The organism is Paenibacillus sp. PsM32 (assembly GCF_030433815.1).
Lineage (GTDB): Bacteria > Bacillota > Bacilli > Paenibacillales > Paenibacillaceae > Saccharibacillus > Saccharibacillus kyungheensis.
The window spans coordinates 1-26,360 of the sequence record NZ_JARUWY010000010.1 but is presented as its reverse complement, the minus strand read 5'-3'; the positions used below and the strand labels follow the sequence as shown (position 1 = coordinate 26,360).

The window sequence follows — 26,360 nt, the reverse complement described above, 5'->3', positions numbered from 1 at the left end:
AAAAGACTAGATGAATGTGGTGGGAGTGGCTTTTAGTTGTAATTTTTGGGTTGCGTAGTAGGTAGTTTTTTTATAGGATTGTGGATTTCATTTTTATGGATGAGTTTTCAAGCGTTAAGATTGTTATTTTGGAAATGGTATGAAATATGGTTTTTAAGATGAGATTGAGTCTAATATGAATAGAACGATTTAAAGAGTAAAATCATTTAATGGGTAGACAAAATGTGTGTAAAATTTGTGTAAATATAAGGTAAAAGAGCTATTCTACTGTTGTTACACAGTTAGGAATAGCTCTTTTTTTACATTATTTATCTATACCAGTTCAGGGCGGGCTAGATTCCAGATGTGTAGAGATTCTACTTGAGTGATGCCATTGGAATATAAAGCAATGCCTTGTGATTCTTGTTGTGGATAAATGCGTCCGGTCATGACTTTTTCACCATCTTGTAAAAAGATTTCTATAGAAGATGTATCTACAAAAATGCGTACATGTAGTTTGCCTTCTGGTGTGGGTAGTGAAGTGATGCGTTCCCCGCCCGGGCCAATACCGGATTGATCGCGGTTGAAGCGGAACAATTGCTCTAGTGGTGAATAGCTAAGCACTGTTGTTTCTGCTTCGCCTGTACGCAAATGGATCGCAAATTGTTCGGTTTTGGTAACATCGACGGTCAGTTCAAGCTCGTAACTTTCGCCTCTGTAATCTAGTACTTGTTGTCCTTGCACTTCAAATGATTCTGCATGTAATCCATCTAAGCGATATTGCTCTAATTCTGCTACAGGACGGAATAACAATCGTTCGCCATCACGAATCACTTCACGTGGTAATGTCATAGCCCCTGCCCAATGATGCCCGTTCTGTGTAGGCATAACAGCTTCCCAGCTATCCATCCAACCGATCATAATACGTCTACCCTGTTCGTCTAATGTAGTCTGACAAGCATAAAAGTCAAAACCATAATCGATCGGAACATACTGATTATAATCAAAAACACCTGTATCTGTATTTAGCCTACCTATCATATAGACTGTGGAATGTAAATTATGATAATTATTGCCTTGAGGAGCCATCCGTTGCGGAGACATCATCAATACATCTACCCCATCCAAGTCGAATACGTCAGGGCATTCCCAGTTATCGCCCAATGTACCATCACTCTGTGCCATGACATTTACATATTCCCATGTGTGCAGATCAGCAGAACGATATAGCAAAATCAATCCTTTGCCTTGATCGTCATTAGAGCCAAGTACCATATAAAATTGTCCATCCCGCACAAATACTTTAGGATCGCGGAAATCTTTTTGACTGGTATGTGCTGGAATCTGATCGGTATTGATCACTGGATTATGAGCATCTTTTTCAAAAAGAACACCATCTTTGGATACAGCTATATTCTGAACTTGATAATAGTCTTTGGTGATATCAGGCCCTGTCATAATATGCCCTGTATATAATAGATACAGATCTTCGTTATGTTCTATCGCACTTCCTGAAAAACATCCGTCACGATCGTATTCTTGATCCGGTGCCAAAGCAACCGGTAGATGTCTCCACTCTACTAAATCTTTACTTACAGCATGTCCCCAGTGCATCGGTCCCCATACTGGTTGATACGGATGATATTGATAAAATAAATGATATTCACCTTTGTATTGAATAAAGCCGTTGGGATCATTAATCCAACCAAACTCGCCCATAAAATGATAATGTAAACGATATTGATCTACTAATAAATGCTTGGATTCAGCAATAAATACATTAGCCCGCTCAATACTGTAGCTCATCTGTAATCTTCCCCTTCTTCGCTCGAATAAGAAAAGTGTTTTATGATTGCTCATACTTTCAAAATGTACCACATATTGAAACGCTAAATCATTATATTTATTGAAGTCAATCATACACATTACTGTCTGTGTATTCTATATAAAATACTGGCAAAGTGACAAGGTGTCATATGCAGGTAGCAATTACCCAATAATGCCTATCAATCGGTTAACATACCTTTTATAAAAAACCTCCACACTACATCGTGGAAGCTCTTTCAATCAAAGTAACATCTAGCTGATTTTTGATGATATAGTCTTCATTATTAATTTGTTGGCTCAATAATGCGATCGACAACTTTCCTATCTCTTCAATCGGCTGACGAATCGTTGTAAGTGAAGGCGTAATCCAGGGAGCAACACTGACATCATCATAACCAACGACTTTAATTTGGTCAGGTACATGGATGCCCATTTCCATACATTCTTTGATCACATACGCTGCGATAATATCACTTGTTGCAAACACTCCATCCAGATCTGGGTGATCCAATAACAGTTCGCGGATCAATTGCTGATATTCTCGTGTATGGAAAACATTCATATCTGTTTCAATGACAACATGATCAACATTATGTACATTGACTACATCCAAAAAAGCTTTACTTCGCTCATTCGCAAGTAGATTCAACTGTAAATTTCCACAAATATGAGCAATCTTACGGCAGCCTTTACTAATCAGCAATTCGGTTGCCAGCTTGCCTCCCATATAGTTATCCGAAGAAATAAAAGGAATATCGCCTATTTGACGATCAAATGTAACAATAGGGCTTTGCACATTTTGATACTGTTCTATTTCCAGTGTATGGCTACTCATAATAATGCCATCGACTCGATTACCACGCATCATATCGATATATTCTTTTTCTTTGACCGGATCAAGATGCGAGTTACATAACAATACCTTCATTCCTTTTTCATACGCAAAATACTCAATATGACTAGCAAATGAAGCAAAAAAAGGATGTGATACATCCGGCACAATCAACCCAATAATATTCGATTGCTTATTTTTGAGTGAACGTGCAATTTCGTTCGGTTGGTAGTTCAACTCTTCCATCGAAGAGTACACTTTTTTACGAGTCTTATCACTGATATAGCCCCTGTTATTTAATACCCGGGATACTGTTGTTGGAGTGACGCCAGCATGTTTGGCGACATCATGTATGGTCGGCATGTCTCTCCCCCTCTTGATAATTTGAATAATAAGTAATAAATGTAAACGGTTTAACTTTCTCTCTATCGCTATATACGTTTCTTTCAGATTTCAATATATATGAAAGTACAACAATATTCAATGTTATTTTAATTGTTTCGACATATAATTTATCTGAAGGTGATTTTTACAGCAAATATATATCAAAATAAAGATTAAAATTGAAATGTATATAAAAATAAGGAAGGAACGAGTACTCCATTCCTTCCTTACTTTTAGGATTTAAATGCTTCTTTTGAGAACACGAATTCCATAAGCTGGAACCTCTAATTTACTGGATATTCCAGTATTGTCTGCCTCTGCTAACATGTCGTAATAAGTTTGTTGATCCAAAGAAATCTGTTGCGAAGTTGATGTGTAATTCTGAATAAACAGAAATTCGTCTTTGTCGTTTGTACGTGAGTGAGCAGTCACTCCTTCAGGTAAATCGGCTGCTAATGTACGCTTGATTTCTTGACGTTCGGTTAATTTTCCGATCAACTCATTTAAGAAAGAATACTCTGTGCGAGCTGCAATATAATAAGCTTCGCCTTGGCCAAATTCATTCACTGTCAGTGCCGGACGATCTGCATAAAAGTCGTCTCCGTACACAGCTAATGCTTTTGCATTTTCCAAATGGATCAAATCACAAAGCTCTTTCACTTCATACGTCCCTTGGAATTGTAATGTATTATTGGCTGACATTTTCAATTGATTGCGCTCATGGTCATGTAATCCGTCAATTTCTTCTGACCAGATGCCCAGTACTTTGCGTAAAGGCCCCGGGAATCCACCTAAGAAGCATAAATCTGTCTCATTTACGATACCAGACCAATACGTACTTACGAGTGTTCCGCCTGCTTCTACAAATTTCTCCATGCGCTCGCCTACGCCATCACGTACAAGATACAACATAGGAGCTACTACGATTTTGTATTTAGATAAATCTTGATCCATATCAATCACATCGACAGGAATCCCTCGCTCCCAGAAAGGACGGTAGCAGTCCAGTACAGTCTGATCGTATTTCATGCCGATATTACGAGGCCCTTGACTGTCTTTGATCGCCCAGCGATTTTCCCAATCATAGATAACAGCAACTTCTGCATGAACATGACTACCTACGATATCTTGCATACTGGATAATGCTTGCCCTACATCCTGTACATCTTGGAATACGCGTGTATGCTCATGCCCTACATGGTCAACAACAGCCCCGTGGAACTTTTCGCTTGAACCACGACTTTTGCGCCATTGGAAATACTGTACAGAATCTGATCCATGTGCAACTGCTTGTAATGAAGATAGCATATGCATATTCGGACGTTTATTTTTACTGACATCTTGCCAGTTTGTTAAGCTTGGAGTACTTTCCATCAATAGGAAAGGTTTTTGTTTAATAGAGCGAACAATATCATGCATAAATGCAATACTTGCTCCTTGTACAGCGTCTCCTGCTTGATCATGCCATGTTGGATAGCTATCCCATGACAATACATCTAATAGATCAGCAAATTTCCAGTAGTTCAATCCATCGAAATTACCAGTAAACATAAAGTTAGTCGTTACAGGCAACAAACGATTGATTTTACGCAAAGGCTCTATTTCATGACGGCAAAAGTCTACCGTCTGATCAGTCACAAAACGACGCCAATCCAGATTCATACCATGTACTTGTGTCTCCCCGTGCGGTGCAGGTGATTCCACTTGAGACCAATCGGTGTAGGTATGGCTCCAGAAGTTCGTCCACCAAGCTTCATTGAGATTATCCAGTGTGGTGTATTTGTTCTGTACCCAAGTGCGAAATGCATCCTGACAGTAATTACAATGACATTCCCCGCCGTATTCATTGGAAATATGCCAGCCGATTACTGCTGGATGCTCCCCATAACGTTCTGCTAATTTGCTGTTCATCGTTTCTACCTTTTCGCGATAGACCGGAGAAGTAAAACAATGATTATGACGGAAACCATGCAGATTACGCACACGATTTGCTTCTACACGTAACACTTCAGGGTATTTCGCAGACATCCACGCCGGGCGTGCTCCACTTGGGGTAGCTAATAATGCCGAGATGCCGTTCGCTGCAAAGTTATCTAATATACGATCTAGCCATTCAAAGTTATAGACACCTTCTTCAGGCTCTAATGCCACCCAAGAGAAAATACCTACAGACATCACGTTACATTTGGCTAATTTCATTAAGCGAATATCTTCTTCTAAAATATCAGGACGGTGTTGCCATTGCTCAGGATTATAATCGGCTCCATGAAGCATATGGTTCCAGGTTGGTTCAATAGTGGTCATGATTGGCTCCTTTAATGGTTACATATTTGCTTGTTGTTAGACCGCTCCGGGAACAAAATCATTCTGTCGGTCGCTGGTAAGATTGGATATCTTGATTGGACTGCTAAGCAGTCGATATCCAACCTTAAAGGCTTCCTTTAGAATTGATTTTGTTCCCTGCGCTCTGCTAGGGGTGCAACTTTTTACAAGATAAAGTACGCCCTTATAGACTGGGTAGCAGGGGGAGAGATTTTTAAAAGATTTGAGTTGGTTTTACTATTCTTTGACAGAACCTAGAGTCATACCTTTAACAAAGAATTTTTGTAGGAAAGGATAGACGATTAGGATGGGTGCTGCGCCGATGAAAATTTGGGCGGCTTTGACAGTTGTTTGAGAGATCAATTCCATTTCTTTCGGGCTGGAACTCATTGAACTCATATCTTGTTGAATAATAACGGTTTGTAAGAATGTTGCTAAAGGGAATTGGCTAGCATTGTTTAAGTACAGCAATCCATCAAACCATGAGTTCCAATGGAATACCATGCTGAATAAAGTGATCGTTGCGATTGATGGTAATGAGATCGGCAAGTAGATTGTAAACAAGGTACGGAATGGCCCTGCTCCATCGATAAATGCGGCTTCTTCCAGTTCTTTAGGAATTCCGCGGAAAAAGTTAAGCATTAGAATGACAAGGAATGTATTTACAGCGCCAGGCAATACTAGTACCCAGAATGAATCGATTAAGCCTAATTTCTGAATAACGATATAAAATGGTACTAATCCACCTGTAAATACCATGCTGAATACAAAAATCCAAGAGTAAATATTGCGTCCTTTAAAGACCGAATTGTCTTTGGACAATGGATATGCGGCTAAAAAAGTTAGACATAATGTGATCGCTGTACCAATCACAGTACGCAATACTGATATCCAGATCGAATGTAAAAATACCGGGTTAAACATGGTCTTTTTGTATGCTTCTAATGAAAATTGAATCGGCCATAGTGCTACTAGATTCGCATCGGCTGCTGCTTTGGAACTGAGTGAAATCGCCAGTACATGCACTAAAGGTATGATACACATAATTGATAATAGGATAAGCAAAATAGTATTAAATACATTAAACACGCGATATCCTTTAGTTTTGAAATACATATTCTCCCTCTTTCCTTTACGTTTCGCTTTTTAAATGATCCGTTGATGTTGTACGAAGGTTACCAAATCACCTTTAGAATATACGGTAGTTCGCCCATTTGTACGCCAAACGGTAAGACAGGAGAATAAGAATCATACTAATGACTGATTTGAATAATCCGATCGCTGTACCAAAGCCCATTTCACCATTCAAAATCGCTGTACGATAGACGAAGGTGTCAATAATATCGCCTTTCGCATATACAAGCGGGTTGTATAAGTTAAATATCTGATCGAATCCAGCGTTCAATACATTACCAAGTGCTAGCGTACCTACTACGGCTACCATTGGAATCATTGAAGGGATCGTTACGTACAATGTTTGTTTCCAGCGAGTCGCTCCATCCATCTCTGCTGCTTCATAAAGAGAAGGATTGATACCTGCTAAGGTTGCTAAGAAAATGATCGTATTGTATCCAAATTCCTTCCATACATCAGATGCAATGACTGTGAACCGGAACCAGTCATTATCCCCGAGAAAGAAGATCGGTTGTACGCCGAATGTGCTTAAAATACGGTTAGCAAATCCATCGGTTGCCAGCAAATCGATTAAAATACCACCTAAAATAACCCATGAAAGAAAATGCGGTAAGTATACTAATGTCTGGATCGTACGTTGCAATTTCACACGACGAATTTCATTTAACAAAATAGCAAAAATAAAGGGTACAAATAAATTAAAAATTAATTTCAACACTGCAATGACTAATGTATTCCAGATTACCTGTATACTATCTTGTCGTTCAAATAAATAGCGGAAATTAGCAAGCCCTACCCATTCTGAACCTGTAAATCCTAACCATGGTTTGTAATCTTGAAAAGCCATCACGATTCCAGCCATCGGTACATAACTGAAAATAAGTAAGAAAATCATAGATGGTAGTAGCATGACATGAAACGGCCAATTTTTGCGTAGTGTTTTCATTTCTCTCCTCCTAATGCCTTGTATATCGTATTTCCTCTATATTTCTATATCTCTATATATTGCTGTTCAGTAGATAGGAAGAAAATAACGACTCTGGATAGAGTCGTTATTTTCTCATATCCTTTTGTTACTGTTCGATCAATAGGACTTGATATCTGTTACTTATTTATGAACGCTCTTATACCAATCGTTCACTTCTTTGGTAACTTCATCGCCACCTGATGTTTTCCATGTTTGTACAAAAGTATCGAATGAATCGATAGGAGATTTACCATAAATGATTTCGTTAAAGGTTTGACTTTCGATTTTGTTCAAGTAATCCATTTTCGTTTTCATACTTTGTGTCGTTGGACCCGTAAACATGTTTGGATATGAACTGTCTTTCTGAGACATCAATACTTTAGCCGCTTCCGGTGTCAAAGGACCGTAGTTATTTTGAATATCACGTTCTAGACGAGTCTCTGCTTTGCCGCCATCTGCTAATTTAATCAAAGCATCCATTTGAGCATTAGGAATACGTGCACCATCACGAACTAATAGATAACGTACACTGTTTACATAGCCGCCTGGAATATTTTCGCCTGTTAGCAATTTACCAGAAGAATCTACATCATAGTCATATCCTTTAAATAGACCTTTATCAAATTCGCTATTGGCAGACGGATTCGCCAATTGATCAAACATGTAGTTTTGGTACGTAAAGAATGCTTCAGGGTGTTTCATGTTTTTATTGATTAATGTTACGCCGTTCGTTGTTGTTGTACCATGACGCATTGCTTTGCCATTTGGCCCAACTGGAATGGTGATCGGTTTCCAGACTGCACTTGGTACGTTTTTCACTGTATCTTGTAAAGGCCATCCGCTCATCCAGTAAGGTCCTGGTAAAATACCTGCTGTACCTGCCACTGCTGGTTCAGATGTTTTGTTTTCATCCCATAGTGCTGCTTCTTTCGGAATATATCCTTTGTCGAACCATTCTTTGATCTTCACCAGACCTTCTTTCATTCCTGGTTGGATCGAACCGTATTGCAATGTACCATCAGAAGCTAAGTTCCATTGTTGAGGAATCGTTCCATAAGCTCCAAAGATCCAAGAAGGATCGCCCATCCATGTATTCATAGAAGATTTGAATCCGATACTCAGTGGAATGACTTTATCTGGTGCCAATCCATCTGGATTGTTGTTTTTGAAAGCTTCCATCACTTTTTCTAATTCATCCATAGTGGTAGGCGCTTTCATATTTAGCTTGGTTAACCAATCTTGACGAATCCATAATACATAATCATGGTTATACGCATAATCTAGAACAGGAATACCCATTTTTTTACCATCGCGGATATAAGGATTCCAGACATTAGCATCTTCAGACATTGCTTTTTTCCATGTATCTGAAGCGTACTTGTCGAACAATGGGCCAACTTCGCTATACATACCTGAATCGATCAAGTCTTGCGCTAGTTGGGAATCGGTATCTCCGATTGTCACAACATCTGGCATTTCTTGTCCGGAAGACATTGCCAATCTAACTTTGGTAGCAAATGCACCATTCGTATCTGTTACAGACCAGAGAGATTTGATATCTATCCCAAATTTATCTTTTGCCCATTTAGTGGCTACGTTATTTTCAGCAGATTCTCCATTTTTAAATTGTAATGTTGGATCTACTCCCCATACTGTGCTGATCGTTACCGGTGGATCGTATTTCTCTTTGTATACGTTTTCAGTATTGACCGCCGCAGGTGCGCTTTCTTTACCGCCTCCACATCCTGCTAGGCTTGCCGCTACAAGTAGTGTACTCATGACGATCGTCGCTGTTTTCTTGATTCCCATGTTGCTCCCCCTTATTTTACATTCAAGCTTATTTCTACTCACGTTCGTTAACCTTGTATGTTGCTTCTTGCTTACTTCTTAAGTATAGGTGCAAGAACATCAATCGCCTATGTCACGAATATAACATTCCTGCACCTTTTGCAATCATTTATGTTTCTCGGAACTCATTTGGTGTCATTCCGTAATGTTTTTTAAATAATTTACTAAAATATTGGGGGTTTTGATAACCTAACGCTGCGGTAATCTCATAAATTTTGCTATTGGTATGTTTGAGCATATACAATGCTTTTTCCATACGAATCCGAATAATATAATCGCCCAATCCTTCACCTGTTTCGGTTTTGTAGATTTTAGATAAATATACAGGATGCAAAAATACACGATCAGCAATCGTTTTGACCGATACATCTTGACCTAGACTTTCAGCGACCATTTCTTGTACTTGCTTCACAATACGGCTACGACTTGGCTCTAAAGCAGAAGGTGTACCTTGTAGTTCGATACGAGTCAGTACACTATTACACCACAGACGAAGTTTACTTAGTGAACCGGTAATCTGTTGCGCAGAAAAAGGGTCAAGACCGCCAGAATCCGATGCTGCTAACTTGTATCCATGATGATGAGCCATATACACCAGTGCATTACTGACAGCTAGATAGACTTCATATAAATGTTCATGTGTAAGAGGTAACGATTCCATCGTATCTAATACTTGATCTACTTTTTGCTTGGCTGCATTCCATTGAGCTGACTCTAACAAATGAATCAATGCCGGTGGTTTGTAGAGCGACTCCATAAATTTCATTGCCGATGGTCGTTCTAAGGGTTGGTGCTGTTCTTGAATAAAATGAATTCCTTGTTCAGCTGCGGCATACGCCAAATGAGCAAAACGCATCATCTGACGATACGTCGAGGAAATTTCAGTCGGGAATACAAAAGGATCGCTCACCCAGAATGACAAGTTCGTTTTTAAATAACGATGTACACTATCCCGTAATTCACGAATGTGTAGCTTATAACCTGCATACATCTGAGCATCATACTGCCATAAAATCACCAGACCGCCTTGAGGAGCACGTCCTAACCAGACAGCACCATGTTCTCCCAAAATCTCATTCGTTATATTACCAATTGCATATTCTAACAAACGAATCGCTTCTTCGGTCTGATCCTGCGTATACGAACCTGGAGGAACAAATAACATTTGAGCAGTATGATCAGGCTTGATATGAATACCGTACGTGTCCAGACGCGACAACATACTACGATCAGATGCTTCGCGACCTAATAACAGATCATTTAATAAACCATCACGCAACAACTCAAGTTCAGATTGACGCTGATAAGCAAGCTGATTGTATTTATCTGTCTGTCCCCATTCGGCTTCAATCTCTGTGACTACACGACGAATACTTTCCATAAACGGATCATCATCGACAGGTTTTAAAATATAATCACCTGCTTTGAGACGAATCGCTTTCTGTGCATACTCAAAATCCGAATAACCGGTCAATACAAGTGTGCGAATATGCGGCCATGTATTCCCTATCTCTGCCAGTAACTCTAATCCATCACGGTCAGGCATACGAATATCAGTGACTACAATATCAATATCATATGTGTTCAAAGCCAATAACGCCTGATCTACAGAATCCGCGCGGTAGACTTCTTCAATGCCTAATTCTGTCCATGGAATCGTGAGTTCCAAACTTTCTGTAACATAAGATTCATCATCGACAAGTAAAATATTCATAGTAACGGTTCACTCCTGAATGTTAGTTCCTTGATTTGGCGTCCAACTTAATGTGACTTTGAGTCCACCTAACTCAGATGCAGTCAGATGTACACCGGATTGTTCGCCAAAGCGTAATGTCAAACGTTGATGCACATTCCATAATCCACAACCCATTTCTTCCCCCAGCGGTTCAGAAAGACTTTGTTGCAGACGTGTTAATGCTTCTGGTTCCATGCCTTTACCATCATCTTCTACACTCAAAAACCACTGATCGTTCTCATACCAGCCTGTAATCGTAATCAAGCCTGCGGAAGAATAACGCTCAATCCCATGAATAACTGCATTTTCAACCAATGGCTGCACAATAAGGGGCGGAATCAGTATCGATTTGATAGTTTCTGGCAAATGAATATTATAATTCAATCTAGACATCCGCATCTGCTGAATCTCCAAATAATTCTGCACAAAATCAATCTCTTCGATCATCGGGACAAGATCACGTTCTTGACGGGTTGTATAACGATAATATTGAGACAAATTTTTGGACATCGCGATAACCGCTTGCTGGTTATTTAGCTTCGCCATACTGGTAATAAAGGAAAAGCAATTGTAAAAAAAGTGCGGATTAATCTGCGACTGTAACTGCTTCAGTCTTGCTTCACGCACATGAATTTTCTCCATATACACATTTTCAAATAGCGATTGAATCTGCGCCACCATAGAATTAAAGCGAATCGATAGATAAGCAAATTCACTTCTACCTTTTGGACGTATCCGTACTGAATAATCTTCTTGTTTTAACCGATCGAATCCAGCAATCAACTGACGAATCGGAACCTGTACCTGCGCGTACAGCAGATACGAAGCAAGACAACTCATCAATAACAAAGCAATCATGGATAAATAAAACAATCGATTCGAGTTATGAATCGGCTGTAACACATCATCCAGAGGAATATAATCGACCATATACCATCCTGTCACTTCCGAACGAACCGCATTGACCATATACTGCTGATCTGATATTTCAATCGTACGACTTTCTAATTCTTGTAATGGCTTTTCTCGAAGATGACTGATCAATTCATCTGTTAACGTATGGTCAGCAGAACGATTATAGACGACACCTAATTCTGGATTGTAATAAAAAGGATCACGTCGTCCATCGCTTTTGAATTTATCCAGCATATCTTGAATATTGCTACTATCAAATTCGACCCGAATCACTGTACTTGCATCACGCAAATCAGGCGTACTGGCAGTATAAGGAGAAATAGTTGTCCATGAGAAATTAAATGTTGTTCGATTGTTATCGTGTAAAGAAGTCACTTGCCAACCCGGCTTCGCCCAGCGTTGCGCCTGACTAATACGATATTCACTCATATCATTGTCTGTTACCAAGCGCATAAGGCTTGGCGAGTAGATCGACAAATGACTGCGCCAGTTGGATGAACTTTCTTGAATCGCGAGTTTACTTTGGATACGTTTGACCAATGTGATCGCATCTAGATTCAGATATCCATTTTGCAAATAAATATCATTAAAGCTCACAATATCAGGATCATGAATCAATAAATTAGGCCATGAAGATAACAATTCTATATTGGTATTCACCTGTGTCTGAAAAAAGTTCAATTGATTGATATTCGATTGATTCAGCTCACGACGTAGCACTTCTGTTGTGGTGCGATTAGAGTAGATATACAGCATCATAATAGGAATTAACATAATCACAATTAACAGTACAATTTTGGTAAATAAATTATATCGATACATAGTCGTTGATCATCCTCGTCTTGTCATAAACATTCCGCCACGCATCATAAAATAACCTACAAGACTGATAAACCAGATCATTCCTGTAAAAACGAACATAAAATGCAATTGTACAGGATCGGTAACGATATCAATAACATCTTTCCAGATCAATTGGGGATGAGTAATCGCATTCCAACTGTTCCAACGAATAAAGCGTCCAATATAAATACCGATACTGCTAAGAATGAGCACGATATGAGCAAATATCCATGAACGCACTACACCATAATGCTCACGAACCAATTGTTGGATAGAAGATAGCGAATACGTGCCTAATCCCAGACCTAAGATCGCCGCTACAAAAAACAAAAAGAGATGGTACCAAAACTCTAACTGAAATAAAAATCGTTGCCCGGCAGGTGCTTCATAATGCACAAATGGATGTAATGTATCTGTTACCAGATAGACAGAGTTAGGATAAAATAATAACCAGACAATACCTGCTCCGAGTACTAATACATTTCTTATCCATGATCGGCGTAGCTTCATCACTCCATCAATCAACAAAGCCAGTCCGATAGGAACCCATCCTAGAAAAATGTCCCAGTTGAGATAACGGTAAATATCTCGCCCTGTAGCATTTCGCAAATGAATGCCCAGTGCTACACAAAAGCCTGTAGCGAGTAACAATATGATTAATACTATGATTTTACCTGTCCAGACTTTAGTTCCCCAGATATCGTATTTATTATTCATTATCATTCCCCTTGCTGATCAAATTGCTCGCAATATTCTACCATTTCTTCCAGTCGGGCTAATGGATGAAGCCATTCTTTAGGTATTTGCTCATATCCGTAATAGATACCCGCAAGTCCTCCTGCTACAGCCGCAGTCGTATCGGTATCTTCTCCTAGATTCACCGCTTGTAAGATCGCTTCCCGATAATTAGAGGTATGAAGCAATACCCAGATACTTGCTTCTAAAGTATGCACTACATAACCGCTTGAAGAGATTTCTTCGATTGGAAATTGATCTATCTCGCCACTTAATAACCGTTGATACCGTTCTATTTCAGGATAATCTGCATATTGAACATTGATATGCTGACAAGCTTGTTGATAGCATTCTTTCAACGTCGTCGATGGAGGCAATTGTAATAACTGTATCCCGATTTCAACATAAATAAGACCGCCAAGTATAGATACAGGATGACGATGTGTTAAAGAAGAGACACGTGTAATCCAGTCCAAACGTGTAGCCGCATCTTTATTCACCAGTTTATAAATTAAAGGTAGGATTCGCATTAAAGATCCATTTCCATTGCTATACTCATCATTGCCCCCTGCTTGTTCTGGACGAGTCGGATCTTGTTCGATATGAGCAATCGCTTTGCGAGTAGCAATTCCAATATCAAATACCTCACCACGTGCTGCCCAAATGCCCTGACGATACCATTGAATAAACCGTCTACCCAGATCAATGGTGTCCAATTCAGGGTGATGGATAAGACTTACTAATAGAGCTACAGTCAATGCTCCATCGTCAGACCATGTGCCTGCTGGCTGTTGATGAGTGCCATAACCAATCATATCTACAGCAGGATGACGAGCAATCGTTTCCCGATCCAAAAATTCATAAGGTACACCTACAGCATCTCCAACTAACAATCCGATGATTCCATCTTTACTAGAATGGTTTATAAATGTCATATTATGTAGTCTCCTTCTTCAATTCATTTTACATTTCAAAGTGCAAATCATTTAATGCTATAATAATTTCCAAACTTACGAGGAGTGAGCCTATATGATTATTGATGTACAACACGCTAGCTGGCGCAGAGATCAGACTATGATTATCAATGATATTTCCTGGCAAGTGCAATCAGGAGAACATTGGTGCTTACTCGGTCTCAATGGCTCAGGCAAAACCACATTGTTAAATATGATCAACGGCTATATTTGGCCTACAACAGGTAGCATCAATGTTCTGGGCGAACAATTTGGTTCAGTGGATCTACGAGAACATCGCAAAAAGATCGGTTGGGTCAGTACATCGATGCAACAACGATTACATGGTCATGAAAAAGCAGAAAAAATTGTTCTCAGTGGTAAATTTGCTTCGATTGGTATTTACGATCAGATTGAAGAACAAGACCACGCACAAGCTTTATCTATTATGAAGCAATTGGATGCTGAAAGGCTAGTAGGACGCACCTATGATACCTTATCTCAAGGCGAGCGGCAACGTATTCTGATTGCTAGAGCTTTGATGGCTTCGCCGGAATTGCTTATTTTGGATGAACCTTGTACAGGGCTTGATATTTTTTCACGTGATCAATTACTGCATCGTGTACAGTCGATAGCAACACAAGAACATGCGCCTACACTGCTCTATGTGACTCATCATATCGAAGAGATTATGCCTTGCTTTAACAAAACGTTGTTGATTCGTGATGGTGCAGTATTCGGCGCAGGAGATACAGAGGCTATGGTAGAATCCAAGCAACTCAGCTCTTTTTTCGATACTGCTGTAGAAGTGCGATCCGAACCCGGACAGCGTTACTCTATTCGCTTAGTATAATCATCTATTCAATCGGTACCAAGTTCTATATGTCATTGTAAATAACTCACAAAAGAGATACAACACAGAATAAATATCATAAAAGGGGTATAACTATGAACTATCGTTATCTTGGAAAAAGTGGATTAAAAGTATCTGAATTAGGTTTGGGAACCAACTCTTTTGGCAAACGTGCAGACCGGGCAACGTCTATTCGTATTTTACATACGGCTATCGATCGTGGAATTAATTTTATCGATACCGCTAATATCTATGCAGGAACAGCTTCAGAACAAATTATCGGGGAAGGCTTGCAAGGGGGTAAACGTCAGCAAGTGGTATTAACAACCAAAGCAGGGCTTCCGACAGGAGAAGGCCCTAATGATCGCGGTTCTTCTCGTTATCATCTAGAACGTGAACTGGATCAAAGTCTCAAACGGTTGCAGACTGATTATGTAGACTTGTATCAAATTCATACATTCGACCCTTATACTCCACTGGAAGAAACATTACGCACATTAGACGATATGGTGCGCTCAGGCAAAGTACGGTATATCGGAGCTTCTAACTATGCTGCATGGGAATTAATGAAAGCTTTAAGTATCAGCGATCAGTTGAATCTCAATCGGTATGTATCGCTTCAGACATCGTATTCTTTAGCTGATCGTACACCAGAGCAGGAGATGGTTCCTCTTTGTCTGGATCAAGGACTTGGTATTATTCCATACTTTCCGTTGGCAGGTGGAATTCTGACAGGCAAATACTCGGACAACCACTCTTCTCCTGCTGGTTCGCGTGCGGAGACAGACCCTTCATTCCAGCGCTTTTTTAATACGCAACGGATCAATCTAGGGGAAGTTTTAAAATTATATGCTCAAAATCGTTCTACTGAACCTGCTACTCTTGCACTAGCATGGTTATTAAAACGTCCTGCGGTTGCTACAGTCATTGTAGGTGCTACCCGTACTGAACAATTGGAAAATAATCTGGACAGTCTGGACTATATCATTAATGAAGAAGTAGAAGCACGATTAGATGAAATGAGTCGCTCGAATAAGAATGGTGAACCTTTTGCTAGTTATCGCATATAATCAAAGTAGCTATCTATAAGTATTTCAAATTAATATTGTATCCGATTCGTAGGAGGCTTATGTATTATGGCAAATCATTCATCTAATTATCATTCACACATTATATACCCTGCTCCTTTGCAAGCAGGTGACCTTATCGGTATTATCGCTCCATCGAGCGGACTAGAAGCAGAGATTCATCATTTGATTCATCGTTCTACTGCTTATCTACATCAATTAGGATATCAGACACGCGTAGGTAGTAGTGTATGGACAAATGATAAATGTGTAAGTCTGCCCAAAGAACAACGTGCAGCAGAACTGGAGCAATTTCTACTTGATGACAAAGTCAAAGCGATTATTCCTCCATGGGGTGGAGAATTTCTAATGGATATTTTGCCATTATTGAATTGGGAGAAGATTCGTCAAGCTACACCTACATGGATTTTAGGATTTTCAGATATTAGCACATTAACATTCACCTATACTTTGATGACAGGTTACGCTTCTGCTCATGGGCCGGGAGTTGTTGATATTTCCGGAGCGGATGATGATCTCACTATTCGCTGGCAAGATCTATTATCTGCTGTCTCTGGAGATCAAATAGAACAACATTCTTCAGCTTATCATCAGACTCATAGCGATTATTCTAAGCCCAATTTTAATCTGGATACACCTACAGAATGGAAGATTCTCGGGCATGAAGATCAACCAGAAGCTTCACTTGAATTCACAGGTCGCTTAATTGGCGGATGTATGGATGTGATTGCTGCACTAATCGGTACACCGTGGTCTCCTGTGCCTGATTTTATTAAGCATTATCATCAAGACGAAGGATTTATATGGTATCTGGAAAGCTGTGAAATGAATGCTGGTGATATCTACCGTCACCTCTGGCAAATGAATCAAGCAGGTTGGTTCCAGCACACACGCGGAGTTCTTATCGGTAGACCTGCTGGATATACACCTGTCAAAAATTTTGAAATTCAAGATGCGTTACAATCTGTATTTGGAGAACAACAGATTCCTGTTATTTATAATGTAGATATTGGACATATTCCTCCGCAACTGACACTAATCAATGGAGCTATAGCTCGTGTTCAGACGAACAACGGATCAGGTACTGTTCAACAAGTATTACGTTAAATTCAAACAAAAGACTGAATCTTGGGAGAACCCGGGATTCAGTCTTTTTGAATATCCATAGTGTAAAGAGCATGATCTATATTTATTCAGGTTTGAGTTGTTGTACATATTGAATCATCCGTTGATCTTGTTCATGATCATACACATAATCTATCGCTTCTGCTACATGGATAGATAAATGTCGGAACAAATGGATCATATGCAGTAAGCTGTTCCAATTCTCTTCTATATTATCGCCAGCATACGTCTGTGTTAATGATCGAGCTAATTCCGGTTCTAACTGTTGTCGGTATCCTGCACGATCATGATGGTACAGAATATCCCATTGATGTTGACTACCTGCATACCAATCAAGCATCTTTTCTAAATAACGAATACGAAGAATATGATCTAGTTGATATTTGGCAAGCAACACTTGTTGTTGTAACAGGCTTTTGGCTGTTTGCATACAATACCACCAAAATTCGTGCTGAACCTGCTCATATTCATGTCGAACCGGTTTATTTAAGCGTACCGATTGCTGATCCAGTACAACAATCGAATCTTGAATCCGATGATCTTTATCCAGTAATATTTGATATACAGGTGTAGTAGAAGCAGACAATTCGTTATCGATCTGATTTTCCCATTCACTGATCGGATATATTTGAAATTCAACCTCTACCCCATCGGTATATAACACATTTTGGGTGCAAGCAACAGCGCCTGTCACAGAATGATGACGAATATGTTGTAGTGTAGTTAATGGCTCTCCACATATGTGCAACCAATCTTCTTGCCAGATCATCGTATTCAATTCGTTGACAATAAGTTGAAAATGATACGTTTCTAAAGGATCAGTATTGCTTGGATTATTTGCATGAACTCCTGCTAATACGACAGCACGAATATTGGCTGTCTGTGCCGCCCATGTCATAATCATATGGATAATCTGCTCTTGTGATTTGATTGTATTCACTGCTTTACCCCACCTGTCTGTAAATTGATTCGTTGATGAAATCTTTTGTTTATTTTAACAAAGTTTACCATATTAAAAGTCGGCTAGCTTTGAATTTTTGTTGTATTTTTATTAATTATGTAAATTTTTGCTCCAACAGTGAAAAATAACAAGGTTCTTTCCGATAATAATAAAGTACTCTACAAAGCAATATCTATAGGCTGACCTCTTATAAGATAGTCATGTAGCACTTACATATGTAGATTTGGACAAATACTCAATATCATAAAGGAGTGAATTGTTTTATGTCTCGCTCTACAGCGATTCCAGATGCTTCTGCAACTCCTCAACGTGTACCTCATTATATTGTGATGGTACTGATTATTGGTGTTGTTTTAGCAATCGTCGAATGTTATTTTTCAGTAACTATTAATAACGAAAATTTTTATTCACGCTATTCATCTATTTTTCGCACATTAGGTTGTATTCTAGTTGGTGCTTGTCTGGCGGTATCGGGTACAGTGATGCAGTATATTTCACGTAATACGATGACTTCTCCTTCTACGATGGGACTGACTCAAGGAACTGCACTAGCGTTATGTATTATTATTATTTTTTCCCCTTCATTGAATCAGTGGATGATTATGGTATGGGCTATTGCAGGAGCAGCTCTAGGGGGATTATTCGCTTACAGTATTGCGAAGTTATTGCCCTGGAAAGTAAAATCGTTACGGCAAATTAGCGGCGGTATTGTGGCGGTATGCATTATCACTTGTATTTCGATTATGATGTATTCTTCTTATTCTACAATTGATTATATCGATCATCTAGTCAATCCGATTATGCTAGGGAATCCACGCTTTACGATCTGGGTATTGTTGCCTGTTACTGTAATAGCTATCTTAATCTGCTGGTCACTCTCATTACGAGTACAACATCGCTCCGATGCTGTTCGTTCTGTTTCTTTAAGCTGGGCAACTCTTATTTGTATGCTCATGGTGATCTTGATGACGAGTATCTCTACTATGTTAGCAGGTCCACTTGGATTGGTAGGTATTATTATTCCAAGTATATTACGATTTTTTCTCAAAAATCCGCCGATTCGCTGGCTTATTCTAGGTTCAGCTATTTATGGTAGTGTTCTGATTCTAGGATTGGATATTATATCACGTACGATTGATCCGATTTTTGATATCTCGGTCATGCCGATCACTGTTATTATTGGAGCTCCTTTTCTTATTTATCAAATCGGTAAAGAAATAGAGAAAACGATACTTCGTTATTCTTAATACACAGACTCTTTTGCTGTATGCATCTGCTTCTCCTTCACGCTGGCTTTATAAATAAACCACAAACTGTTATACTACGAAGGTTGATTGCGGATACATACACCAAGGGAGGCATATCACATGCGTGTACTACTATCGATCTGGAATGAAATACGCAGTTGGCCGCACAATGTGCGGTTATTTTTCTGGGCGAATTTATTTTACCAAATAGGTACAGGAATGTTCAGTGTGCTTTACAATTTGTATATTCAAGGGCTTGGTTACCCCGATGTAATGAATGGACGTATTATTAGTATTCAATCGTTAGCTACAGCTATTTTATTTATCCCTGTAGGATTGATGGGCGACCGATTTAGCCGTAAAAAGTTACTGGTACTCGGTGCTTTAGCCAGTGGTTTGTTTTTTGTGGGTAGGTCATTTGCGATAGGTGAACAAAGTCTACTATTATTAGCGATCTGTTCCGGTATCTTTGCTTCTATTTTTCAAGTGATGGCTATTCCTTTTCTAGCTGAGAATGTAGCAAAATCAAAACGTCTACGAATGTTTAGTTACCTTGCTTGTCTTACACTGGCTGCGCAAGTACTCGGTAATACAGGCGGTGGTGTACTTGCAGATCTTTTGCAATTTACAGGACTTACATATGTATTAAGTTTACAGTTAGTACTATTACTTGGTAGTATCGCGACTCTCGCTTCATTTATCCCGATGGCGATGATTCGTGAACATCCTGTTTCAGCGGTTTCTTCAGCACCTGCTGTCAACACAATAGAAAATAAGCAGGCAGAACAATCAACACCTGCTACCGTAATAACATCATCTCCAGCCGCTCCTTCTACTACTCATTCAGATACTGTATTTATTAGCCGTTTTCTACTGGCACAGTTATTGACAGGGCTAGGTTCTGGATTAGTTGTTCCTTACTTAAATCTTTACTTTACCAATCGGTTTGACGTTTCGTTAACATCAATGAGTATATTGATCTCGTTAGGACAATTGATGACGATTGTCTCGATGTTACTGGGGCCTTCTTTGGCAGCACGAATCGGTGCTGTACGAGCGGTAGTGGTATTTCAGTTATTGTCATTACCATTCTTATTACTTACAGGATTCACCAATGTATTGATTATCGCTTCGGTGAGCTTTTTGTTCCGACAAGCGTTGATGAATGCTGCCAATCCTCTTCAATCTTCGATTATGGTTGATCGGGTATCTGACAAAAGGCGCAGTATCGCTAACTCATTGATGCAGACGGTATTTATGTTAGGCTGGGCAAGTATGGGGCCGGTACAATCATATCTGGTCACTAGCTATGGCACCTATTGGGGATATGCGATTGCATTTAGTATTACGGGTGTACTTTATACGATTTCTTCGTTGTTATATTACTTTATGTTCCGTAAGCCTACAAATAACCATGTTCAAGCTATTCCTTCGTCATAATTATCATTGATCAACATACCAACACATAAAAAAGCATCCTGTGATATTGCAGGATGCTTTTCTTATGATGACCTTTGGCTAACATGAAAGATATAGCGCCATAGACACCAACCTATCGTTACACCAATAGAATTAAGGATCACATCGTCGATATCAAATGTCCCTCGTTTGCTGAGCATTTGCACTATTTCGACGATAAGAATACATAATCCGAAACGCAGTAGCAAAGAATACAATCTATATGGTTTTATAAACGGAATCCCTAATCCAAATGGGATAAATACAGCGACATTGCCAAATAAATTAATCCACTGATCGATCCGTCCCCCGAATCGCATCAAAGCAAAATCGGTGATCGTATGAAAAGGAACAAGATTATACCGATATGCCGCTTGAGCATCATATTCTCTCCCGAATCCGAAAAACATCCAGTACAATAACAGCGGAGTATAGATACTTAATAAAAGTACAGACACTTTTTTCATAACGTACATCCTGCGCTTTCGTGATAATCACTTTGGGTTCTATTATGTAGCCGAAGCAATCTGATGATACAAAGAAGAACTGCTTTCTTTGATTTTGGTTTGGAGTAATAATTCTAACAATCCTTCGGGTACTACCAACGCATCAGGATCTTCTTTTAGTTCATGTAATGTTTTCCATTCTGCTTCATAAGACACTTCATTACTTTCGATTCCGTATACGATATCTTGCTTGTAAAATAAAGGATCATCAACATGCGCACTATAAATAAATGTAATCTCGTGCCCTAATCCTTGCACTGAGACTCCTGTAGATTGATCTTGCTCTGTATATTCAAAATGATTTTCTATCACATACTGCAGTACAGGATGGATAATATCTACATGAATTTCTTCTTTCACTTCTCGCTTGACGGTGACCAGACTACTTTCTCCATATTCCATCGTTCCACCTATAGGACGATACATTGTTTTACTTTCATGCACATTCTCTATTCGTTGAAAAAGAAAGCGTTGATCTTGCTGAAGCAAACAAAGACATACTGTACGAATAACCATATATTCACACCTTTCTAGATCAATTCCTTTTATATACCTAAGTAGACATCACGAACGCAGACTGATATCATATCCGATCTCATAAAAGTCAGCAAGATCTTGTCGACCTGTTTGCGTTAAGCGCTTGATAGCTTCCTCAATACTTACTACATCCACTAGCACTACTTGCTCTCCATCGGGAGGGTTAAGCGGTTGATGATCCAATTGCACCTGTCCATACACCGTCAGTCGAATAAATGAAGGATGTGGAATATAAGGTCGATACGGAGTCTCTGCTTCTGAAGTACATTGAAAATAACCAAAGACATGGTAATCGATCAATGTGGCTCCCATTTCTTCCATCACTTCACGTTCTAATGCGGAGATATAATGTTCTCCTTCTTCCAGCGTACCGCCTGGCAATTCCCAGCGTCCATCTTCCAATTGCATGATCACCACTTGATCCCCTACCATCGGTACAATAGACACATTACTAATCAATGAAGTATCTATTTCGTCTAACGAAGTTATCGGTTGAAATTTAGCTGTAACCGGGCCCCAATGAATATCTTGAGAAAGTGCTGGCAATGTACTTAGTAACTGCTTGGTCTGCTTCATATCAAATATAGCTTTGGTCGCTTCAAGCCATGGATGGATCACCATCTGATCACGCTGTTGCCACACATAATCCAAATAGACAATAATAGCTTCATCTAATGAATGTTGGGATGCACTTTTCATCTGATGAATAAAGGGAGCGGAATGTTCTGATGCCCATGAACATTTATCAGCGACAAAAAGAATTTTATCCATCAATCCAAGCTCTGGATAAAGAGTAGTATGGCATTTAATCGCACTTAGCAGATCTGGATGGTCCAGGCCAAACCATTCTGACGCTAACCAGCTAGATAATTTCTGATGCAACACATAAGGAACTTGTTGTTCTTCCTTAAGTATTTGTATGCCTAATTGCTGAGCTAGTTCATGCTTCTCCTGATCTGTAAACAATGTACTTAGATCATGTAGATAACCTGCATATTGAGCAATATGCGGATCAGCTCCATACCGTTCTGCCAATATAACAGCTTGTTCTGCTACTTTTAAGCTATGTTGCCATGTATCTTGATGGTGATGGTTACAAAATGTATTTTCTATATAAGCGGGAATAGATTGTGCTGGATCATAGGGTTCTAAATACTGTTGCAACAGGTGCTTGGCTATATCATTCATTGTGCTGTTCACTCTCCATTCAAAGCTTCATCGCTTCCTTTAAAATATCGTGTTACCACTTCATATGCAAGTTTGGGGCGACGATAAGCATCTACAATTCCTTTATTATTTTGTGTTCGTGCCCGTATCATCGGCCAGATGCCTTCTTCTGTCACACGGCAATCACAAAATTGCCAAATAAACATTCCAGATATATATTCTCGCTGAGTATACGCTTTCAAATTACTCTCAATGATATCTGCTTGTCGTTCTTCTGTACCTTTGACACGTGTAGGCGACCGATATCCATAAAATCCATCTGCTCCAAATTCACTCATTATCATCGGTTTACCTTTTCCGCCTGCTTGATCTGCCCATCCACGTGCTAGATCGCATAATTCCGCCGGATCTTCATCACCATACCAACCTGGATAGAGATTAAATGATACAATATCTGCCAGATCAAAACAGATTTCATTTTCTCGATGATGAGAAGCAAAGCTAAGAGGTCGACTATTATCCAAACTTCGAATCTGCTCCAATTGAAGTTGATAATGAATTCGACCTTCTTCTAAATCGCTTGCACATTCATTTAGAATAGCCCATATGATAATCGATGGATGATTATAATGTTGATAAACCATTTCCCGATTAACCTGTTCACACTGCTCTATAAATTGCGGATGACGCATATTTTCTATACTTAATCCACGAGCATGATTTTCTTCCCATACTAATATCCCATATTCATCGCATAGATCCAGAAAACGTTCATCATTTGGATAATGACTGGTACGTACAGCATTTGCACCTGTGTGGATCATTAAGTTCAGATCTTGCACCATCAATGCTATAGGAAAAGAAGCACCAACCATAGGATGATCTTCATGTCGATTGAATCCTTTCAAAACGATCGGTTCATTATTTAATAACAACTTTTCTTCGTGAGTCTGAATAGTACGAAACCCTACACGTTCAATCCAATCGTCTACAAGTTCTACAGAAGATGATTCATGCTGATACCAGAAAGTCTGCCATTCATACAGATAAGGATGATCAGGACACCATGATTGTATATCCGAAAATGTAAACGTGTGCAAAAATTCCAAGTACTGTCCAGCTTCTATCGTAATCTCTGGCAATTCTTGCTCCCAGATCGTCGCTTGCTGAAGAGGTGATAATCCAAATTGGATATGCCCTTTGATCGTATGATCTGCATAAGATTGTAAAGCTATCCGTACTTTCGCTTGCCAATGTCCGTGCTCGTCTTTCGTCCAATCTTCTTTAACCGGAGTAAATTGAACCGATTGAATCGAACAACTCTGTAGCGGAATCATTTCCATTATCAATGGCCGAATAATACCACCATATGTATAATAATCATTAGGAATATGCAAAGCAGAATGTTGACCAAATGAATTATCCACTGCTACACACAATTCATGATATCCTTGCTGAACATTTGTAATCATAGTATCAAATGCAGTATAGGCATTATAATGCTCGGCTACCTGTTGACCATCCCAAAAAACTTTGGCGGTATGACTTACTCCTTTAAATAGCAATCTAACATGTGATGGATGGTGAATATAGATAGAACGACGATAAATGCCTTGTCCACGATAAGTCAGTAATTGAGGATGCATCTCCCAACAACCAGGTACAGCAACCTTATGGGAATAATCTATATTTTGAGATATCTCATCGAATGATAACGCTCTCAATTTACCAAAATCCCATACACCTTCTAATGATTCTCTAGTCCGAATACGATGATTTTGAAACAGTCGATCCATCATATCTTCTCCTTTTATGTAATAGAATGTAGACTAGCTTAGCATAACAAAAATACAGAAACAACTACAAAAAAAGAAGCAAACCTGTACCCTTTCACATGTGGTCAAAGGTAGGTTTGCTTACTATTTTATCTAATCACTGGATTATATTGTGTGATCCAACTCTGCTCTACATAATCTATCACTTCAATCAATGCATCTTCGTTATTCGTTTTGGCAGTGATCCAATTGGCTACGTGTTTAAGCTCTGGATGACCATTTTGCATCGCTACACCATGACGTGTTAACTGAATCATTTCAATATCATTAAGATGATCGCCTACCGTTAAAAACTCATCATGATGACCGCCTGTCATGGTGATCAATTGTTGCAATGCTGTTCCTTTACTTGTCCCAAAAGGCAATATTTCTAAAATATCATGCTCGGATTTCACTGTATTTAATAATTCGATCTGTTGCTGAAAAAGGGTTAACGATTCCGGTTCGCCAAGCAACATCATTTTGGTGATCTGGGATGCTACTTGTTCCAAAGAAGCTAACGTAACGACTTGTACTTCAACTTGTTCTTTATCGATCCACCGTTGTATTTTGGGAGTAATACGTGTGCAATAAATCTGTTCTTGATAAAAAAGAAGCAAATCGAGATCAAACGGTTGACGTATATTGTAATAATGATTAAATATCCATTGTACATGAGCTAACGAGACAAACTTTTCTTCTAGAAAGCAAGCTTGCAAAGGGTCATATATTTTGGCTCCATTGTACAGAATAATAGGATCAGTTAGATGTAATAACTCTATAAAAGGTTGAACACTGATTAACGATCTGCCTGTAGCCAGTGTAAAGTGTCCACCATTCATTATAAAAGTGTGAATACGCTGTTGCATATAAGAAGAAATATGTTGGTGTGTATCCAGTAAAGTGCCGTCCAGATCAGAAACGATCCAACGAATAGGCATACGCATAGACTCATCCATAGACATCGTTAGCCTCCTTCATTTGTAAAGTACGTTATTAATATTACAAACAAAGTGTTAGCCAAAGTATCGTTTTATACCATAAATTTGTTAAATGCAAAAAAAGACTGACATTGATGGTCATAGCCCCGTCAAGTAGACACTTAAAAAGTACGTTTTTAAACGGCGGCC

The 26,360-nt window shown here is 39.2% G+C and carries 21 protein-coding genes; 5 read left to right on the top strand and 16 right to left on the bottom strand.

The features are described from left to right. Window positions 1-312: 312 nt before the first annotated feature. The 10 genes from QCD85_RS17670 to QCD85_RS17625 form a co-directional block, all read right to left on the bottom strand. Window positions 313-1,785 carry a glycoside hydrolase family 32 protein gene (locus QCD85_RS17670; RefSeq protein WP_301263399.1) on the bottom strand — a complete coding sequence of 491 codons (1,473 nt, stop codon included), beginning with the start codon at window positions 1,783-1,785 and terminating at the stop codon, window positions 313-315. A gap of 238 nt (window positions 1,786-2,023) precedes the next feature. Continuing rightward, on the bottom strand, window positions 2,024-3,001 hold the full coding sequence (locus tag QCD85_RS17665) for a LacI family DNA-binding transcriptional regulator (protein WP_301263398.1): 978 nt from the start codon (window positions 2,999-3,001) through the stop codon (window positions 2,024-2,026). A 261-nt stretch (window positions 3,002-3,262) separates the two neighbouring features. Beyond that, entirely contained in the window at window positions 3,263-5,326 is a 2,064-nt protein-coding gene (locus tag QCD85_RS17660) for a beta-galactosidase (RefSeq protein WP_301263397.1), read from the bottom strand. A gap of 255 nt (window positions 5,327-5,581) precedes the next feature. Then, window positions 5,582-6,460, bottom strand: coding sequence for a carbohydrate ABC transporter permease (locus QCD85_RS17655; RefSeq protein WP_204824358.1), 879 nt, complete (start codon window positions 6,458-6,460; stop codon window positions 5,582-5,584). Between the two features lie 73 nt (window positions 6,461-6,533). Next, window positions 6,534-7,424: an ABC transporter permease gene (locus QCD85_RS17650; RefSeq protein ID WP_273615967.1), complete on the bottom strand. Its 891-nt coding sequence runs from the start codon at window positions 7,422-7,424 to the stop codon at window positions 6,534-6,536. Window positions 7,425-7,586: 162 nt separating this feature from the next. Continuing rightward, the gene (locus tag QCD85_RS17645) at window positions 7,587-9,254 is read right to left on the bottom strand and encodes an extracellular solute-binding protein (protein ID WP_273615966.1); all 1,668 of its coding nucleotides are present in this window, start codon (window positions 9,252-9,254) and stop codon (window positions 7,587-7,589) included. A gap of 148 nt (window positions 9,255-9,402) precedes the next feature. Beyond that, complete coding sequence (locus QCD85_RS17640; RefSeq protein WP_273615965.1) at window positions 9,403-11,007, bottom strand: response regulator; 1,605 nt, start codon at window positions 11,005-11,007, stop codon at window positions 9,403-9,405. Window positions 11,008-11,016: 9 nt separating this feature from the next. Beyond that, window positions 11,017-12,765 carry a sensor histidine kinase gene (locus QCD85_RS17635; RefSeq protein ID WP_274170171.1) on the bottom strand — a complete coding sequence of 583 codons (1,749 nt, stop codon included), beginning with the start codon at window positions 12,763-12,765 and terminating at the stop codon, window positions 11,017-11,019. A gap of 9 nt (window positions 12,766-12,774) precedes the next feature. Continuing rightward, window positions 12,775-13,503 carry a DUF1361 domain-containing protein gene (locus tag QCD85_RS17630; protein WP_273615963.1) on the bottom strand — a complete coding sequence of 243 codons (729 nt, stop codon included), beginning with the start codon at window positions 13,501-13,503 and terminating at the stop codon, window positions 12,775-12,777. A gap of 2 nt (window positions 13,504-13,505) precedes the next feature. After that, entirely contained in the window at window positions 13,506-14,456 is a 951-nt protein-coding gene (locus tag QCD85_RS17625; protein ID WP_301263396.1) for an ADP-ribosylglycohydrolase family protein, read from the bottom strand. Window positions 14,457-14,550: 94 nt separating this feature from the next. On the opposite strand from QCD85_RS17625, the gene QCD85_RS17620 reads away from it, so the two are divergent. The 3 genes from QCD85_RS17620 (at window position 14,551) to QCD85_RS17610 (ending at window position 17,522) form a co-directional block, all read left to right on the top strand. Continuing rightward, entirely contained in the window at window positions 14,551-15,327 is a 777-nt protein-coding gene (locus tag QCD85_RS17620) for an ABC transporter ATP-binding protein (RefSeq protein ID WP_273615961.1), read from the top strand. A 95-nt stretch (window positions 15,328-15,422) separates the two neighbouring features. Further along, window positions 15,423-16,397, top strand: a complete 975-nt coding sequence (locus QCD85_RS17615; protein ID WP_273615960.1) for an aldo/keto reductase — start codon at window positions 15,423-15,425, stop codon at window positions 16,395-16,397. Window positions 16,398-16,463: 66 nt separating this feature from the next. Beyond that, window positions 16,464-17,522 carry a S66 family peptidase gene (locus tag QCD85_RS17610; protein WP_301263395.1) on the top strand — a complete coding sequence of 353 codons (1,059 nt, stop codon included), beginning with the start codon at window positions 16,464-16,466 and terminating at the stop codon, window positions 17,520-17,522. An 82-nt stretch (window positions 17,523-17,604) separates the two neighbouring features. Here QCD85_RS17610 and QCD85_RS17605 read toward each other — a convergent pair whose 3' ends face one another. Continuing rightward, the gene (locus QCD85_RS17605) at window positions 17,605-18,480 is read right to left on the bottom strand and encodes an aminoglycoside 6-adenylyltransferase (RefSeq protein WP_301263394.1); all 876 of its coding nucleotides are present in this window, start codon (window positions 18,478-18,480) and stop codon (window positions 17,605-17,607) included. A gap of 284 nt (window positions 18,481-18,764) precedes the next feature. On the opposite strand from QCD85_RS17605, the gene QCD85_RS17600 reads away from it, so the two are divergent. Together QCD85_RS17600 and QCD85_RS17595 are read left to right on the top strand one after the other, a co-directional pair. Further along, on the top strand, window positions 18,765-19,748 hold the full coding sequence (locus QCD85_RS17600) for a FecCD family ABC transporter permease (RefSeq protein WP_301263393.1): 984 nt from the start codon (window positions 18,765-18,767) through the stop codon (window positions 19,746-19,748). Between the two features lie 120 nt (window positions 19,749-19,868). Further along, window positions 19,869-21,188 carry an MFS transporter gene (locus tag QCD85_RS17595; RefSeq protein ID WP_301263392.1) on the top strand — a complete coding sequence of 440 codons (1,320 nt, stop codon included), beginning with the start codon at window positions 19,869-19,871 and terminating at the stop codon, window positions 21,186-21,188. 62 nt (window positions 21,189-21,250) lie between these two features. Here QCD85_RS17595 and QCD85_RS17590 read toward each other — a convergent pair whose 3' ends face one another. The 5 genes from QCD85_RS17590 to QCD85_RS17570 all read right to left on the bottom strand — a co-directional run bounded on the left by QCD85_RS17590 (window position 21,251) and on the right by QCD85_RS17570 (window position 26,195). Then, window positions 21,251-21,673: a VanZ family protein gene (locus QCD85_RS17590; RefSeq protein ID WP_301263391.1), complete on the bottom strand. Its 423-nt coding sequence runs from the start codon at window positions 21,671-21,673 to the stop codon at window positions 21,251-21,253. A gap of 42 nt (window positions 21,674-21,715) precedes the next feature. Continuing rightward, entirely contained in the window at window positions 21,716-22,228 is a 513-nt protein-coding gene (locus QCD85_RS17585) for an NUDIX domain-containing protein (RefSeq protein WP_301263390.1), read from the bottom strand. Window positions 22,229-22,276: 48 nt separating this feature from the next. Next, the gene (gene yqeK, locus QCD85_RS17580; RefSeq protein WP_301263389.1) at window positions 22,277-23,437 is read right to left on the bottom strand and encodes a bis(5'-nucleosyl)-tetraphosphatase (symmetrical) YqeK; all 1,161 of its coding nucleotides are present in this window, start codon (window positions 23,435-23,437) and stop codon (window positions 22,277-22,279) included. A gap of 8 nt (window positions 23,438-23,445) precedes the next feature. After that, entirely contained in the window at window positions 23,446-25,212 is a 1,767-nt protein-coding gene (locus tag QCD85_RS17575) for a glycoside hydrolase family 2 protein (protein WP_301263388.1), read from the bottom strand. A gap of 128 nt (window positions 25,213-25,340) precedes the next feature. Further along, window positions 25,341-26,195: an HAD family hydrolase gene (locus tag QCD85_RS17570; RefSeq protein ID WP_301263387.1), complete on the bottom strand. Its 855-nt coding sequence runs from the start codon at window positions 26,193-26,195 to the stop codon at window positions 25,341-25,343. Window positions 26,196-26,360 lie beyond the last annotated feature (165 nt).